We start from the raw sequence: 16,518 nt of genomic DNA on the forward strand, positions 1-16,518 counted from the left end.
GTCGCCCGCCCGGCCGATCACGGTCACCCCCCGCACCGCCGAAACCTCTCGTACCGGGCCGCCACCGCAGCCCCGACGAGGGTGAGGCGCTGTGCGTTTCCGACGGACGATGGCCATGACGTGCGTGCTGGCCGGGGTGGCGGTGGCGTCCGCCACACCGGCGTTCGCGCAGGCGGGTCACGCTACGACGCGTCACGCCGCGTTTCGACCGGCGGTGGCTCGACCCACCGCGGGTGTGGGGGCCGAGGCCGGCGTGCCCGCGACGGGCACGGCGCCGCAGCGGGTTGTGGCTCCGGGCCGGACCGCGGACGTCACCGGGACCGTGCTGCGCCTGGACGACGAGGACTCCGGTGGTGCGGGAACGCTCCTCAGGACCGCCACCGGTTTCGTTCCCCTGACCGGCGACGTGGCGCGCCGGCTGACGAACGGCGCCAAGGTCACCCTGCGGGTCTCCGCGTCGACCGCGGACCCCGCTGCGGTGCAGGTCGAACAGGTGCTCGGCTCCGCCGCCCGCACCCTGTCGACCCCGACCGGCGGCAGCCGGGTCCAGCACCTCAAGGTGGCCCTCGTCGCGCCGAAGGGCACGAACCCGGGTGACTACTCGGTGGCCGACGTGCGGGCCGCGATCGGCAAGGCCTCCACCTACTGGTCGTCGGTGACGAACGGGCAGGTGAGCTTCGTCGTCGACACCGTCGCCGACTGGACGAGTTCCCCCTACGGGTGCGGGGACTTCACGTCGATCTGGTCCGCGGCGGCGAACGCCACCGGCTACACGGGAGCCCCGGCCGAGCACGTCCTCACCGTGTTCCCCCGCTCGGCCGGGTCCGCGGCGAACGGCTGCGCCTACGGCAAGGGGACCATCGGGGCCGACGCCTCCAGCAGCGGTGCCGCCTACGTCGCCGACATCTCCCAGTCGGTCATCGCCCACGAACTCGGTCACAACATGGGCTTCGACCACGCCAACGCCCGCTACGGCACGGCGAGCGCCCCCGACCCGGGCACCACCGGCGGCACGTACGTCCCCTACGGGGACGTCTTCGACGTCATGGGGTGGTCCGACGCCCAGGACGCCATCGGCACCGGGGCGCTCGACGTCGTCCATCGCGACCAGCAGCCCGCCCTCTTCCCCGGGCAGGTGCAGACCATGACCGCGGCCGGGAACGTGACCCTGCAGGCCGTGGGATCCACGGCGACCCCGGCGGTCAAGGGGGTCAAGGTCGTCGACGGCTCCGACGTCTACTACCTGGAGTACCGCGCGAACGTCGGGACCGACGCCCGGGTCTTCGCCAGCCCCTACGCTCCCGCCGCGGGGGTTCGCGTGCTGCGCAAGGACACCACCTCCCCCTACAACGCCTCTGTCGTGCTCGACCCCACCCCCACCGGCTCGACCCGCGACTGGAACCAGGTGATCCCCGTGGGCGCCACGTTCACCACCGCTTCCGGGCGGCTGCGTTTCACCGTCGGTTCCGCGGTGGGGGAGAACGCCACCGTGTCGGTGGCCTTCGGCGCCACCACCTCCACGCCTGCCCCCACCGCTGCTGCCCCCGCCGCCCCGACGGGGCTCACCGCCACCCTCGACGGCGGTTCCGCCGCCCTGGCGTGGACGGCTCCCGTCGGTGGTCCCGCCGTGACGGGGTACCGGGTCAACGTCACGTCGGGGACGGCGGTGGTGTGGACGGGGACGAGCACGACCACGAGCACCCGGACTCCCGCCCTGCCGGCCGGTTCCTACACGTACACGGTGACCGCGTCGAACGGTGCCGGGACCTCGGCGGCCTCCGCGCCCAAGGCGTTCGTCGTCGCCCCCGCGCAGGTCGCGCCGGGTGCCGTGACCCTGACCGGCAGCGGAACCGGCGACCGTTCGCTCTGGGTGAGCTTCACCCCGCCCCCGGCCGTCGCCGGCGTCCCCGTCACCGCGTACCAGGTGACGATCTCTTCCGGTGGGACCGTGCTGCAGACCGGCACGATGGCCGCCAACGTCGGCAAGGTCACCGTCGACGGGCTGGTCAACGGCCGCAGCTACACGGTGGGGGTGAAGGCACGCAACCAGTACGGGTTCGGCACCGAGACCACCAGTACCGCCCTCGTCCCGCGGACCGTCCCCGGTCAGGTCGCCGGCGTCACCGCCGTCCGCACCGGGCCGAACGTCGCCCTGGCGTGGAAGGCGCCCGTCGACGGCGGGGCGCCCATCACCGGGTACACCGTCGCCGTCCAGCGCGACGGGGTGGTGCAGCGCAGCGTCTCGGTCACCGCGACGTCGGCGAGCTACCCCGTCGAGGCCAAGCACCAGTACCTGTTCACGGTGACCGCGACGTCGGCCGCCGGGACGGGGAAGGCGTCGGCGGCGGTCACTGTCGTCGTCCCCGCCGTCGCGCGCTGACCACACCCCGGCCGGCGGGCCCGGGCCACGGCTGGGGCTACCCACCCCGCCACCGCGGAGCCGGATCACCTCAGGGGCCGACCGGTGCCAGCCGATAGCGTCCCAGAACAGGGATGACATCTATCGTTGTCCCAATTCTGGGATGTATGCTGGCACTGTGCACGCTGCCGATCTGCTCCGCGACGCGATGACGCGTGCCGGCCTCAGCGCGTCCGAGTTGGCACACCGGTCGGGGCTCGGCCGTTCGACGATCTACCGCTACCTCGACGGCAGTCAGGAACCGGGCCTGACGACGCTCGACAACGTGCTGGCCGTGGCCGGCGTCCAAGCTCACGTGAGCCTCGCGCCCTTGTCCGACCCCGATGCCGCAACAGCCCTCCTGTCGTGGCTCCTTCCCGACCAGGAACACCCTCGCACCGAGGGGGTCGAGCGTTGGGTGGAACGGTTCGGTCGCACCGGGAACCCCACAGACGCCCTGCGCCTGGGCGGGTCGGTCGGCTCCGTCCTCCGACGTCCCGGTGCGATCGGTCTCGCCGCGGCGGAGTGGTCGATCGACCGCCTCGTCTCCGCCGGCAATGCATCGCGACAGCCGTGGGCCCTGTCCGGGTGGGCTGCCCTGGACGCCATGGGCCACGACGTGTCGGCGACCACGATCTTCTGGGCGGAGGACCCGCGGAGGGTCCGCCAACTCCTCGCGGACACCTTCACCACGACATCCCTCGGCGACGCGGACCTGATCGTCGTTCGCGCTGATGACGAGACCCTGCAGGAGGCCACGTCGGTGCAGGACGTCCGACTCGTCGCCCCGACACGGGCCTACGTCGACGCCCTCGGTCTGGGCGGCGAGGCCGAAACCCTCGCCCTGCGCGCACTGGGGAGGAGACTCCGTGAGCGGTGACGGTAACCCCGCCGAGCACGCGGCGTACGTCCGGCGTCCGTCGCGACCGCCGAGACCTGCTCGAGGCGGCACCTCAACCCCCGTCGATCACGAAGAACAGCGCGTCGCGACAGGCCTCTCCTGGGACGTCAGCCAGGTGGATCTGCGCCGCATCGCCCCCAGTGGCAGCGATCGGGCCCGGCAGCGGTTCCGGTCGAGCCTGCCCGACCTCATCTGGAACACGGCTGCGCTGGAAGGAAACACCTTCACGTTGCCGGAAGTCAGGACCCTGCTCGACGGAGTGTCCGTCGGAGGGAGGCCACTGGAGGACCAGGAACAGATCCTCGCCCTGTCCGAGGGCTACAGCCGCCTCGACGAGGCGGTCGGCGACGGCTCGTTCCGCCTCACCAAGGACATCAGCGACGAACTGCACCTCCTCGTGGCGGCCCGAGAGGCCAAGGAGGCCGGGCACTTCCGTGGCGAAGGGGTAGCCACCGGAGGGGGTACGGTCCGGCTCGCCAACGGCGGGACGGTTCCCGGCCTCGAGGCGGGCCCCCGCGGGACCCTGCTGGTGGCGCGCTACGACCACGTCCTGAGGTTCTTGCGTGAACTCAGCGACCCCCGAGAGCGGGCTCTCGCGTACTTCGCGATCGCGACCCGCAGTCAGTTCTACTTCGACGGGAACAAGCGCACCGCACGTCTGATGATGAGCGGCGAACTGATGCGCGCGGGCTTCGAGGCGGTGAGCATCCCCTACGCGCGTCAGTACGAGTTCAACGTGGCGCTGGACGAGCTGTTCGAGAAGGACGACGCCACGACCCTCATGGGGTTCATCGCGAGCTGCGCGTGAACGGTGCCGGCCAGACCCGGTTGAAGATCACTGCTGCGCAGGCAGCTGCAGCGGTCGGAGACGCCTGGTCCCGACTCGACCGGTGAGGTGCCGGAGCGACGACGTGGCCCGAGTGCGCGAACACCTGACGACCCCGACGAGCTGGATCCCGGGCCCCGGCTACCGATGGAAGACGGTGAGCTTCCCCGGTATCCCCACCCGTCCCGCCCAGCCCGGCACCGCCCGCAGCGGAAACCCCCTCTCGGCCTCGGTCGGCCGACGTCTCGCCCTGGGCTTCGGGGCCGTCGCCGCGTGCGTGGCGGTCGCCGGGGGTCTGGGCACCTGGGCGCTGGACCAGCAGGGGAACACCACCGACGACCTGCAGCGCCTCGACGCGGTCTCCCGCCAGGTGCAGCAGCTGCGCTACTACGACGCCGACGTCAGCGGCTGGCAGGGCTGGCTGTACGCGCAGGCGGAGGCCGAGAGCCCCGCTGCGGCCGTCGACCCGGCGGGCGCCAACGTCACGGGTCTCAAGACCGACCGCGAGGCCGGGACCGCCCTGCTCGACGGTTTCGACGAGGAGGCGCTGACGGCGTCGGAGCGCACCGTGCTGGACCAGACGCGGACGGAGTGGAAGGACTTCTTCGCGGTCCAGGACACTTTCGTGAGCCAGGTGGCCCAGGGCACGCCGGAGTCGATGGCCACCGCCTACGCCACCCTCAACGGGCCCCTCAACACGTCGTGGGAGGCGCTGCTCAAGAGCACCCAGGCGCTCGCGGAGAGCGTCGACGCCCGCGCCGAGGACGCCCAGGCGGCGGCGGCCACCCGCGAGGCGCGGCTCAAGGCCGTCCTGATCGCGGCGACGGTCCTGGCCCTCGCGCTGGCCGTGGTCACCGCGCCCCTGGTGGCGCGCTCCATCACCCGTCCCCTGGCCCGCACCCTCGCGGTCGTCCAGGGTCTCGCCGCCGGTCGTCTCGACCAGCGCGTCGCCCTGACCGGGCAGGACGAGGTGGCCCGCCTCGCCGTCGCCCTCGACGCCACCATGGACCGCCTCACCGACACCGTGCGCCGCATCTCGGCCAACGCCGGCACCCTCGCGGGGTCCAGCGAGGAACTCACGACCGTCGCCACTGAACTCTCCTCCGGCGCCGAGAAGGCGGCCGCGCAGGCCCAGGTCGTCTCCGCCGCCACCGAGGAGATCTCCGCGAACATCGGGACCGTCGCCGCCGCCGGGGACGAGATGTCGGCCGCGATCCGCGAGATCGCGACCTCGACCGCCGAGGCCTCCATGACCGCGGCCGGTGCCGTCGCGGCGGCGGGTGCGGCCGGGGACACCCTGGACCGCCTCTCCGCCTCCTCCCGCGAGATCGGGGAGGTCGTGAAGCTCATCACCTCCATCGCGGAGCAGACGAACCTGCTGGCGCTGAACGCCACCATCGAGGCCGCTCGTGCCGGGGAGATGGGCAAGGGCTTCGCCGTCGTCGCCGGTGAGGTGAAGGAACTGGCCCAGCAGACCGCGCGGGCCACCGAGGAGATCGTGGCCAAGGTGGGTTCCACGCAGTCCGACGCGGCGGCCGCGGCGGCGGCGATCAGCGAGATCACCGAGGTCATCGCCCGCATCGACGGGTTGCAGTCCACGATCGCGGCGGCCGTGGAGGAGCAGTCGGCGACGACGTCGGAGATGGTCCGCAACGTCACCGAGGTCTCCACCGGGTCCCAGGAGATCGCGCTGAACATCTCCGGGATCGCCGCCTCCTCCGACCAGACCACGTCGGGGGCCTCGCACACTGCCACCACGGCGGGTGAGGTGTCTCGCGCCGCGGCGGAGCTCAACGACCTGGTCGGGACCTTCACCCTCCCGCGCTGACGTGGGGCTGGCCACGTGGATCGCAGTCGAAACCATCCCCAGACGGCCATGTATGAGATTGGCGGACACCCAATCTTGTGAACGAAGGCCGGTGGAACGATGTCGACGATGATTCCGGCCCGATCGGCACTCGGGCACGACTCCGGACCCACGTCGCCGAAGTGGTGTCCGCGCTGTCCGAGAGGCGGACGCTTCCGCGCTGGGAGACCGAATCCGTCGACTTCAAGGAGGAAGCCGGTCGCCGTGACCGGTCCGGTGAGCTGCGCACCGGCGAACCGCGCAACCAGACCGCGGTCGACGAGCTCGCTCCGGAGATCCGGTGCTTCAGCAACACCCCGGGCGGTGGAGCCATCGTGCTGGGGGTCGACGACAAGACCCACGACGTCATCGGAACCTCCCTCGACGAGGAGTGGCTGCGTCAGCGACTGCACGTCGCGACCGGGATCGCTCCCACCATCGACGTGCACCACGTGCGCGGTCAGAGGGTGCTGGCACTCCTCGTCGCCGAGAGCGAAGGCCCGGTGGAGGATCCTGACCACCGGCTCCGTTGGCGGGTGGGGGACGAGTGTCGCACCGTCGACCGGGCGGAGTGGTGGGCCCAGCGTGCGGTCCGCATCGGCGTGGACCCGATGGCCGCGGTCACCGAGTTCCGTGCTGAGCACGTCACACGTGCCGCGCTCGCGGTGGCGCGCGGACTGCTCGTCGACGCGGGCGACCCCGACGTCGTCGACACGACCGACGAGGGGCTGCTGACGCAGTTGGGGGTCCTCCGCCCGGACGGCTCGTTGAGCCAGGCCGGCGTCCTCATGTTCTGCCCGACCGAGCGACCCGGCCTGAAACTCTCCCGGCTCGACGTCGTCGGAGGCGATGTGGTGTCCGTGTTCCGACCGTCGCCGGGAACGAGCCTGCTCGAAGCTCTCCGCGAGGTCGAGATCCGTCTGGACGCCGTGAACAGGATCCGTCCCGTGAACCACGGCCTCGTCGAGGAACCTGCCCGTGCCCTACCTCCCCGCGCGGTCCGCGAAGCCATCCTGAACGGGCTCACCCACCGCGACTGGTTCCGCTCCGAGCCGACGACGGTGCGGTGGATCGAGACCGACGACACCCTCGAAGTCACGAGTCCGGGTGGGTTCACCGGGGGAGTGACGCCGGAAAACGCCCTGACCACCCGTCACGCGCGCTACCCGGCGCTCGCGGACCTGTTCCAGGCGCTCCGCCTCGTCGACCGTCAGGGGGTCGGCGTCCCCCGCATGTACCAGACCATGCTCGCCGGGGGGCACCGAGCACCCCTCCTGGAGGAGGTGCCCGGCTCGTCCGTCCGGACGACCTTGGCGGGGAAACCCCCCGTGCCTGTCCTGCCTGCCGTGCTGCACGTCATCGAACCATCTCCCCGGCGCCGGGACGTGAGGGTCGCGGTCGTGCTGGACGCATTGTCCCGCAACCCCTTCCTGACCCTGAGCCAAGCTGCGACGGCCCTCCAGCGATCTGTCGAGGCGGCCGGACTCGCCATGGAGTCGATCGACGACTGCCGTGTCGAGGGGCACCGCCTCTTCGCGGAGTTCCGGGACGTGCACCTCCTGAGCGACGAGTTCTTCGCCCTCTTGAAGGCTGGTCGCTTCGGCCCGGTTCCGCCGCGCAGCGCCGTCTTCTGGTACCGGCGGAGCGATCTCGAGACGGTGTCTCGCGTCGCCGGCGTCTGGCTCGCCAGCCACGACCGCGTGACGTCGGGCGACGTCGCGCGACTCACCGGCATGTGGCCCGCCAACGCGTCCAAGCACCTCTCCGCGCTCGCGGAGGCCGGGACACGGTCGCCCGAGGGCCCGGCGGTGGGCGCGCTGCGCACTTCGTGCGGCTGGAACCGCGGGAGGGCGACGGGACGTGAGTCCGGACCGGGGCCCGGCCGAGGGCTCGCCCCGACCGGTCCCCGCTACCGCAGCCTCAGCCGACGAACGGCTCCAGCCACAGGTGTTCGGCCTCGATGCGGTCCGCGCGGCGCAGGTCGTCCTCGAAGTCGACCTCGACGATGTCGTAGCGCGACACGTCGACGGGGACGACGTGCAGGCCCCGACGGGCGATGGCCGTCTCCAGTCCCCGCTCGAAGTAGTCGGTGTCGGCGCAGGCGCGGAGTTCCTCGACGAGGACGGCCTTGTCGGCGGCGCTGACGTAGTTGATGCCGACCGCTTCGCCGAGCCCGCCCGTGACGGTCTTGGACAGTTCCCGCACGAAACCCTCGGGGTCGACGGTGTACTTGACCTCCTCCTCGCCCACGGCTTCCGTGTTGACGCAGACGAAGGTCTCGTCGCGGTCCAGCCACGGCTGCACGTGGCGCAGGACGCGCGGGTCGAACACGACGTCGCCGTTCATCCACAGGACGCCGCCCGGGTGGGAGGTCTCCAGCGCGCGGAGCAGGCTCTTCGAGGTGTTGGTGGAGTCGAAGAGCTCGTTGTAGGCGAAGCGCAGTTCCGGGTGCGCCTCCATGATCACGTTGGCCTTGAACCCGACGACGACGGCGACGCGCGCACCGTCGCCGAGCGCAGTCCGGACGTTGTCCAGCTGCTGCTGCATGATCGTGCGCCCGTCGCGGAGCACGGTCTGCGACTTCGGCAGGGGCCGGCCCAGGCGGGTCCCGAGACCCGCGGCCAAGACGACGGCCTGCACGTTCTGGGAGCGGCTCACGCACCCACCTCCTTGCGTCGGTACACGAGATCGAGGACGCGGTCGGCGGCGTGGCCGTCCTCCGCGTGGCTGAACATCTCCTGGAACGCCTCGTAGCGATCCTTCGAGGCGGTGCTCACGGCGTCGAGGTCCGCGAGCGCGTCGAGGACCTCCTCCGAGGACCGCAGGACCGGGCCGGGGGCGATCCCGGTCAGGTCGAAGTAGAACCCCCGCAGGACGTCGCGGTAGTGCTCCAGGTCGTAGGCGAAGACCAGGATCGGCTTGCCGGTCAGGGCGAAGTCGAACATGGCGGAGGAGTAGTCCGTCACCAGCACGTCGGCGGCCAGGTAGAGGTCGTTGATGTCGGGGTGGGTGGAGACGTCCACCACCCCGGGCACCTCCCCGCCGCGCAGCGCCTCCGGCACGAGGTGGTGCAGGCGCAGCAGCAGCGTCTGGTCGGCGCCCAGGCGCTGCGTGAAGCGGTCGGGGTCCAGGGGGAGGCGGTAGGCCTCGGCGCCCTCGAGACGGTCGTCGTCGCGCCAGGTGGGCGCGTAGAGGACGGCGGTGCGTCCCTCGGGCAGGCCCAGCCCGGCGCGCACGGCGGCGCGGCGGGCGGCCGCGTCCGGGGCGAGCAGCGCGTCGTTGCGCGGGTAGCCGGTGACCGGCACGGCACCCGTGTGGCCGAACGCGGCGCGCAGCGCGACGGCGCCGGCCTCGCTCGGACCGACGAGGACGTCCCAGCGGGTCACGTCCTCGTCGAGCAGGTCCATCAGGGCCGTGTCGTCGGTCTGGAAGTGCGCGTCGCGGTGGATGCGCTTGAGCGGCGTCCCGTGCCAGGTCTGCACGTACGTGGTGCCCGGGCCCTTGCGCCACCGCGGGAGGTGGTTGTCGGCGAACACGACGTCGGCGGACTCCAGCGCGGCCACAGCCTCGGGGGTCCCCACGGGGACGGTGCGGGTGCCGGCGGGGAACGAGTCCGCGTGGCGGGCGTGGGCCAGCCAGACGTGCTCGACGTCGAGCTCGTCCCGGGTCAGTGCGCGCTGGTGCAGGGCTCGCGGGTTGTCGGAGTAGCGCCCTCCGAAGCTGTAGTAGACGATCTTCACGTTCTTCTCTCTGTCGACGGGTCAGGTGGGCGCATCCCTGCGTCCCCTCTGCAGTGTGCGGCCTGTACGGCGCGAGGACGACACTCCGCGTCCCGGGGGTCCGAGGTGCGGGACGGCCATGGATCTGGTTGAATCTTCTACTACCTGACCAGCGGAGGACCGACGTGAGCTCGACCAGCACCGACGACGGCAACACCGGCTACGTGAACCCCACCGGCGACTTCCGCCGCGACCAGCGCTACATCGAGACCCGCATCACCGCGGACGGCCGTGACGGCTACCCGGTCGAGGCGGGCCGCTACCGGCTCATCGTGAGCCGGGCCTGCCCGTGGGCGAACCGGGCGATCATCGTGCGGCGCCTGCTGGGCCTCGAGGGTGCCCTCTCGATGGGCATCGCGGGACCCACGCACGACGAGCGCAGCTGGACGTTCGACCTCGACCCCGGCGGGCGCGACCCGGTGCTGGGCATCGAGCGCCTCCAGGAGGCGTTCTTCGCGCGCATCCCCGGCTACGACCGGGGGATCACCGTCCCCGCGATCGTCGACGTCACCACGGGGCAGGTCGTCACCAACGACTTCCCGCAGATGACGATCGACCTGTCGCTGGAGTGGAGCGAGTTCCACCGCGAGGGCGCCCCGCAGTTGTACCCGGAACACCTGCGCGACGAGATCGACGCGGTGAACGAGGACGTGTTCCGCGACGTCAACAACGGCGTGTACCGGGCGGGTTTCGCGGGCACCCAGGACGCGTACGACCGCGCCTACGCTCGGCTCTTCACCCGTCTGGACGCGCTGTCCGAACGTCTGGAGACCCAGCGCTACCTCGTCGGCGACACCATCACCGAGGCCGACGTCCGGCTGTTCACGACGCTGGCGCGCTTCGACCCCGTCTACCACGGGCACTTCAAGTGCAACCGCTCGAAGCTGTCCGAGATGCCGGTGCTCTCGGCCTACTTCCGCGACCTGTACCAGACGCCCGGGTTCGGGGACACGACCGACGTGACCCACATCAAGGCCCACTACTACCGCGTCCACCGCGACATCAACCCGACCGGCGTCGTGCCCGCCGGCCCCGACCTGTCGGGGTGGTGGGAACCGCACGGTCGTGAGGCGCTGGGCGGTCGCCCGTTCGGGGACGGAACCCCGCCCCCGCCGCCGGTGGAGTCCGAGGTCGTCCCCCGCGACCACGCACCGCAACCCCGCTGAGGCGAGGGTTCAGAGGTCGCGGGTCGTCCGGGAGGTCGTGACGCCCGCGGCCGGGTCGGTGCTGGTCACGCTGGTCGAGCGCAGGGTGCGGGGCCGGAACAGGGCGAACTCGAGGACGACGCCGAGGACGCCGACGACCATGAGGATCACCCCGACCGTGGACAGGTCGAGGCCCGAGACGGAGAACGTCACCGCGAAGGTGAGGACCGCTCCGAGGGCGATGAGGAAGATGCTGGTTCCGAGGCGCATGGGACCAGCGTCCCGTCATCTCGCGCGCACTGCGTCGCCGAGACCCGCCGGGTCACGCGGACGGCGCAACGCCACGGTCGCGGATCAGGGCTGCACCAGGATCCGGACCGGGTTCCCCTGCCGCTCGCGCAGCCGACGGATCCCGTCGGCGACGTCCTCGAGGGGGACGACGGCGCTGACCGAGCGCGAGAGGTCGAGGCGCCCACCGGCCAGCAACCGGACGAGGGTCCCGATGTCGGAGTTCCGGTAACCCAGGTGCCCCAGGGCCTTCTTGCGGGACAGGTTGAACTCCATCGACGTGCCCAGCGACAGGGGCTGCCCGCTGAGTCCCACCCCCACGACCCGCCCGCGCGGCGCCAGCATCGCCAGCCCCTGCTCGAAGGTGGAGGCGAGGCCCACGGCGTCGAAGGCGACGTCCAGCAGGTGCCCGCCGGTGGCCTCGGCGATGCGTTCGCGCAGGTCCGGGTCGTTGGGGTCGAGGGCGACGTCGGCGCCGACGGTCAGGGCGCGTTCCCGCACCTCGGGGTCGAGGTCGACGGCGACGACGGGCACCGCGCCGACGAGTCGTGCGAGCTGCACCAGGTGGGTCCCCACCCCGCCGACGCCCCAGACGCCGACGGCTTCCCCGGGACGGACGTCCGCGGTGTGCACGACGGCGCCGAACGGTGTGGAGACCGCGTCGGCGAGCAGTGCGGCCTGGTCGAGGGGGACCCCGTCGGGAACGCGGGTCAGGCCGCCCGCCTCGGCGAGGGTGTACTGCGCCCAGGCGCCGTCGTAGGCGAACGCCATCAGCAGCAGCTGGTCGCAGTTCACGAGGTCCCCGCGGCGGCAGCGGTCGCACCGGCGACACGGCCGCCCGGCGGCCGGCACCACGCGGTCACCGACCTCCCACCCGGTGACGCCCTCGCCGAGGGCGGCGACGGTGCCGGAGGCCTCGTGGCCCTGGGTGATCGTCTCGGGCCCACGGGGATCGGCGAACGTGCCCTCGAGGAGGCTGACGTCGGAGTGGCAGATGCCGCAGAACGCGACCTCGATCAGCACCTGGCCCGGACCCGGGTGCGGGACGGGGACGTCCTCGACCGACATCGTGCGGGTCGGGACGTGCAGGCGCTGGGCGCGCATGGTGGTGGGCAGTTCGGTCATCGTCGTCCTCCGAGGGGGTTCGGTTCCGGCCAGAACTCCGCGAGCAGCGCCGCGAACTCCTCGGCCCGTTCGATCTGCGGCATGTGCCCGGTGCCGGGGAACACGTGGGTCCGGGCGTGGGGGAGTGCGGTGCGGGCGGCGTCGAGCTGTTCCACCGGCAGGACCCGGTCCTCGCCGCCCCAGACGACGAGCGTCGGGACGGGGTGGCGGGCGGCGGCGCGCAGCAGGTCCCGGCGCCAGCGGGACCGCACCCCCAGGACCGTCCCGAGGGACCGGGCGGTCTCGTGCATGACCCGCACCCCGTGCGGACGCCGGCTCAGCGCGTCGGCGCGTTCCACCCGGTCGGCGGTGACGAGCGCCGGGTCGTGGAAGACGCCGCGCAGGGTGCGGCGGGACGCGCCGGGGCGGGGCGCCAGCAGTCGCGGGCCGAGCCACGGCACCGTGATGACCCGCAGCGCCGCAGTGACCCGCCGGCCGAAACCCGCGGGGTCGGCCAGGACGAGGCTGCGGACCCGGTCCGGAGCGTCCGCCGCGAACTGCAGGGCGACGCCCCCGCCGAGGGAGTTCCCGACGACGTGGAGGGGTTCCCGCAGACCGACCGCGTCGCAGAACGCGGCGACGAACGCCGCCAACCGCGGCACCGATCCCGGGACGGGCAACGGGTCGCTGCCGCCGAAACCCGCGAGGTCCACCGCCCAGCAGCGGTACCGCGGGCTGAGCAACGCCACCTGCTCGTCGAAGTCCTCCAGGCTGCACCCGATCCCGTGCAGCAGCAGGACGGGCGCCCCGCTGCCCTGCACGCGGTAGCGCGCGCGGATCCCGTGGGCCAGGGTGACGTGACGCGCGGGTTCGAGGTCCGGCGCGCTCACGAGAACTCCAGGGCGGGGTCGTCGACGCGGCGGTGGCGCAGTCCGACGACGTCGATCGGGTAGTTCTGGTGCAGCCGCCACGGCGCCGCCCCGCCCTGGGAGGGGAGGAGGCCGGCGGCCCGGCGCACGTAGCCGGAATCGAGGTCGATGAGCGGTTCCCGCTGTCCCGCCGCCGGTTCCCGGGGGACGACGACGCGGTGCGAACGCCGCTGCATCAGGTCCAGCAACCGGCACACGTGCTCGGTGACGAGGTCGATCTTCAGGGTCCACGACGCGTTCGTGTAGCCCAGGGCGAAGGCCAGGTTCGGCACCCCCGACAACATCATCCCCTTGTAGGTGACGCGGTCGGCCGGGTCGACGGGATCACCGTCGACCGACAGCGCCATCCCGCCGAGGAACAGCAGGTTGAGACCGGTGGCGGTCACGACGACGTCGGCGGGGAGTTCCGCACCGGAGGTCAGGCGGATCCCCGTGGGGGTGAAGGTCTCGATCCCGTCGGTCACCACCGACGCCCGCCCCGACCGCAGCGCCCGGAACAGGTCGCCGTCGGGGACGAAGCAGACGCGCTGGTCCCACGGGTCGTAGTCGGGGGTGAAGTGGCGCTCCACGTCGAAACCCTCGGGGAGGCGGGCCGCGACCCGTTCGCGCAGCACCTCGCGGGCGCGGCGCGGCCACCGCCGGGTGAACTGGTACGTGGCGGTGGCCAGGGCGATGTGCTTCGTCCGCACGAGGGCGTAGGCCAGAGCCTCCGGAACCCGTCCGCGCAACCGGTCCGCGAGGTGGTCGCGGGAGGACAGGGCCAGGACCCAGCTCGGGGAGCGCTGCAGCATGGTCACGTGTTCGGCGTCCCGGGCGAGGTTCGGGACCAGGGTGACGGCCGTGGCGCCGCTGCCGATGACGACGACGCGGCGGCCCGTCGTGTCCAGGGCGGTCGGCCAGTGCTGCGGGTGGACGATCCGTCCGGCGAACTCCCCGGCTCCCGGGAACTCGGGGGTGTACCCCTCGTCGTAGCGGTAGTAGCCGGTGCAGCTGAGCAGGAAGCTGCACGTCAGGCGCACGGTCTCGGAACCTCCGCCGGCGCGGGGCCGCTCCACGACGACGGTCCAGCGCGCGGTCGCGCTGGAGAAGTCGGCGGCCAGCACGCGGTGGTGGAAGCGGACGCGTTCCTCGACGCCGAACTCCCGCGCGGTCTCGGTCACGTACTCGCGGATGTCGGCGCCCTGCGCGATGGCCTTGCCGCCGCGCCAGGGACGGAAGGAGTACCCGAGGGTGTACATGTCGGAGTCCGACCGGACGCCGGGGTAGCGGAAGAGGTCCCAGGTCCCGCCGATCGCGCCGCGGGACTCGAGGACGGCGAAGGTGCTGCGGGGCAGTTTCTGCCGCAGCCGGCAGGCCGCGCCGATCCCGGAGAGGCCGGCCCCCACGACGAGGACGTCGAGGTGTTCGAGCGGTTCGCCGTTGTCCACGGCAACTACCTTTCAACACCCTGTCGACTCTGTCAACAGGGTGTCGACGACGACGTCCGGGGACGGCCGTCGCGGGTTAGGGTCGAGCCCGTGAGCACACCACCGACCGCCGTCGCGCGGGGACGTCGAGCCCCCCGTCCGCGCAGCGAGGACCGCGAGACCGCGATCCTCGACACGGCGGAACGGCTGTTCGGCGAACGTCCCTACGCCGCCGTCTCCGTCGACGACCTCGCGCGGGGGGCCGGGTTGTCCCGGCCGACGTTCTACTTCTACTTCCCCTCCAAGGAGGCGGTGCTGCTCGCGCTGCTCGACGGGGTCGTCGCCGAGGCCCGGGCCCGTCGCGACGAGGCGCTGCGCGTTCCCGCGACGGGCACCGCCGACCGCTGGCGCCAGGTCATCCACGCGATCCAGGACCCGTTCCGCACCCACCGCGCGGTCACCCTCGCCGCCGCGGAGGCCCGGGCCACCAGCGGCGCGGTCCGTGACGTCTGGAACGGTGTGATGGAACGCTTCGTGGCCGAGACCGCGGCGGAGATCGAGGCCGAACGCGCCCGCGGTGCCGCGCCGGCGGGTCCACCCGCCCGCGACCTCGCCATCGCCCTGAACTGGATGAACGAGCGGGTCCTGCACTCCTCGTTCACCGCCCAGCAGCCCGCGCTGGAACCCGGGGACGCCGTCGAGGTGCTCCTGACGGTGTGGTTGCGCACCATCTACGGCCGCAGCGACCCGGAGTAGTTCCACCGGGACGAGGAACGACCCGGCACCCCTGAGGGGTACCGGGTCGACCGTGGGGACCGGTGTCAGTGCGCGTCGGAGGAACGGATGTCGCCGTTCACGCCCTGCGGGAAGAACCCGCCCTTGTTCGTCTTGCCCGGGTTCAGGAAGACGACGTTGAGCACCTGACCGAAGGTGCGTGAGTAGGCCACACCGTTGGCGTCACCGGGGGCGACGATGACGGTCCCGTTCGGACCGTCGACGCCCTGGTCGATGTCGGTGGGCCCGTCGAGGGAGTCGCGGGCGTTGGAGATGGCGTCGGCCGCAGCGCCCTGGCCCCGCGCCACGAGCGTGGTCCGGATGGTCGCCGCGTGGTACGCCTCGAAGGCGAGGATGCCGGCGGCGGCGTCGAGGTAGGTCTTGTTGGTGATGAGCGGGGCGGCACCCTTGTAGGCGGTGACGCCGACGTCCTCGAACAGGAACGCGCCGAGCAGGAAGCTGCTCTCGTCGGCGAAGGGGTTGAACTGCTGGCCGGGCTTGATGAGCTTCGCCGCCGTCGCGGCGGCGGTGAAGGAACCCACGAGGTCGATGGTGGGTCGGGCGACCTTCACGGTGCCCAGCGCGGCCCGGAGGAACTTCACGTGCGCGACCTCGTCGCGGGCGATGTCCTCGGCGATCTTGCGGATCCCCGGCGTGGCGAACCGGACCTTGGACCCGCCGCTGACGGCGCCGGTGTTGTAGTTGCCGTCGATGTCGCCGGCCGCGAGACCGTGGCCGAACGCGGCCCAGGAGTAGAACTCCGCCTCGAGGTACTCCAGGTTCAGGGCGAAGTTCAGGATGGTGGCGTCGGAGATGAGTTCACCGTTGGCCGTCTGACCGTTGGGCTGCGCGGAACTGGGCGGGTTGCTGTCGGCGAAGGCCGCCGAGGCCCCACCGGTGCCCACCGCAGCCGCACCGGCGACGCCCAGTCCGGCCAGACCCGCGGTGCGCAGGAAGTTGCGTCGGTCGGCGCCGGTCTCGGCACTGCGGTCGATCATGGTCTTGACGAGCTTGTTTCCGAACACGGTTCCTCCGGTGAATCGGGTGGGTCGCGCGAGCTCGGTCACGGTGTCTCGTCGTGGCAGCACCGGACCGTCGTGTCGGCCGGCCTCGTGCGCCGGT

13 protein-coding genes and 1 pseudogene are annotated in these 16,518 nt (G+C 72.1%); 7 read left to right on the forward strand and 7 right to left on the reverse strand.

The window, feature by feature from the left end; genetic code table 11:
- Positions 1-214: 214 nt before the first annotated feature.
- The 5 genes and pseudogenes from AC0I8G_RS18625 to AC0I8G_RS18645 form a co-directional block, all read left to right on the forward strand.
- Complete coding sequence (locus AC0I8G_RS18625) at positions 215-2,380, forward strand: M57 family metalloprotease (protein ID WP_471731277.1); 2,166 nt, start codon at positions 215-217, stop codon at positions 2,378-2,380.
- 157 nt (positions 2,381-2,537) lie between these two features.
- Positions 2,538-3,278, forward strand: a complete 741-nt coding sequence (locus tag AC0I8G_RS18630) for a helix-turn-helix domain-containing protein (protein ID WP_471731278.1) — start codon at positions 2,538-2,540, stop codon at positions 3,276-3,278.
- Between the two features lie 136 nt (positions 3,279-3,414).
- Entirely contained in the window at positions 3,415-4,107 is a 693-nt protein-coding gene (locus tag AC0I8G_RS18635) for a Fic family protein (RefSeq protein ID WP_471731279.1), read from the forward strand.
- 112 nt (positions 4,108-4,219) lie between these two features.
- Positions 4,220-5,953, forward strand: a complete 1,734-nt coding sequence (locus tag AC0I8G_RS18640; protein WP_471731280.1) for a methyl-accepting chemotaxis protein — start codon at positions 4,220-4,222, stop codon at positions 5,951-5,953.
- Positions 5,954-6,117: 164 nt separating this feature from the next.
- Positions 6,118-7,545, forward strand: a pseudogene (locus tag AC0I8G_RS18645) (DUF5635 domain-containing protein); the annotation flags it as partial.
- A gap of 346 nt (positions 7,546-7,891) precedes the next feature.
- Here AC0I8G_RS18645 and AC0I8G_RS18650 read toward each other — a convergent pair.
- Entirely contained in the window at positions 7,892-8,629 is a 738-nt protein-coding gene (locus AC0I8G_RS18650) for a phosphocholine cytidylyltransferase family protein (protein WP_328294305.1), read from the reverse strand.
- Positions 8,626-9,711 (reverse strand): CDP-glycerol glycerophosphotransferase family protein, encoded by a 1,086-nt coding sequence (locus tag AC0I8G_RS18655; RefSeq protein WP_471731281.1) that lies wholly within the window; start codon positions 9,709-9,711, stop codon positions 8,626-8,628. The genes AC0I8G_RS18650 and AC0I8G_RS18655 overlap by 4 nt, the downstream gene beginning before the upstream one ends.
- 164 nt (positions 9,712-9,875) lie before the next feature.
- Here AC0I8G_RS18655 and AC0I8G_RS18660 point away from each other — a divergent pair, with 164 nt between their 5' ends.
- Positions 9,876-10,916, forward strand: a complete 1,041-nt coding sequence (locus tag AC0I8G_RS18660) for a glutathione S-transferase family protein (RefSeq protein WP_471731282.1) — start codon at positions 9,876-9,878, stop codon at positions 10,914-10,916.
- A 9-nt stretch (positions 10,917-10,925) separates the two neighbouring features.
- On the opposite strand, the gene AC0I8G_RS18665 is transcribed toward AC0I8G_RS18660, so the two are convergent.
- The 4 genes from AC0I8G_RS18665 to AC0I8G_RS18680 form a co-directional block, all read right to left on the reverse strand.
- Positions 10,926-11,165 carry a DUF6458 family protein gene (locus AC0I8G_RS18665; RefSeq protein WP_380257803.1) on the reverse strand — a complete coding sequence of 80 codons (240 nt, stop codon included), beginning with the start codon at positions 11,163-11,165 and terminating at the stop codon, positions 10,926-10,928.
- A gap of 84 nt (positions 11,166-11,249) precedes the next feature.
- A complete protein-coding gene (locus AC0I8G_RS18670) occupies positions 11,250-12,299 on the reverse strand; it encodes a zinc-binding dehydrogenase (RefSeq protein ID WP_471731326.1) in 1,050 nt (349 codons plus the stop codon).
- A 5-nt stretch (positions 12,300-12,304) separates the two neighbouring features.
- Positions 12,305-13,177: an alpha/beta fold hydrolase gene (locus AC0I8G_RS18675; RefSeq protein WP_471731283.1), complete on the reverse strand. Its 873-nt coding sequence runs from the start codon at positions 13,175-13,177 to the stop codon at positions 12,305-12,307.
- Complete coding sequence (locus AC0I8G_RS18680; RefSeq protein ID WP_471731284.1) at positions 13,174-14,643, reverse strand: flavin-containing monooxygenase; 1,470 nt, start codon at positions 14,641-14,643, stop codon at positions 13,174-13,176. The genes AC0I8G_RS18675 and AC0I8G_RS18680 overlap by 4 nt, the downstream gene beginning before the upstream one ends.
- Before the next feature lie 90 nt (positions 14,644-14,733).
- Here AC0I8G_RS18680 and AC0I8G_RS18685 point away from each other — a divergent pair, with 90 nt between their 5' ends.
- Positions 14,734-15,378 carry a TetR/AcrR family transcriptional regulator gene (locus tag AC0I8G_RS18685; protein WP_471731285.1) on the forward strand — a complete coding sequence of 215 codons (645 nt, stop codon included), beginning with the start codon at positions 14,734-14,736 and terminating at the stop codon, positions 15,376-15,378.
- A gap of 65 nt (positions 15,379-15,443) precedes the next feature.
- Here AC0I8G_RS18685 and AC0I8G_RS18690 read toward each other — a convergent pair whose 3' ends face one another.
- Positions 15,444-16,421 carry a ferritin-like domain-containing protein gene (locus AC0I8G_RS18690; protein ID WP_471731327.1) on the reverse strand — a complete coding sequence of 326 codons (978 nt, stop codon included), beginning with the start codon at positions 16,419-16,421 and terminating at the stop codon, positions 15,444-15,446.
- Positions 16,422-16,518: the final 97 nt, after the last annotated feature.

It is taken from the genome of Kineococcus sp. AC630 (genome assembly GCF_979255925.1).

Coding starts and splice junctions, on each gene's coding strand:
- AC0I8G_RS18665 (WP_380257803.1), bottom strand. CDS start 11,165: ATGCGCCTCGGAACCAGCATCTTCCTCATCGCCCTCGGAGCGGTCCTC.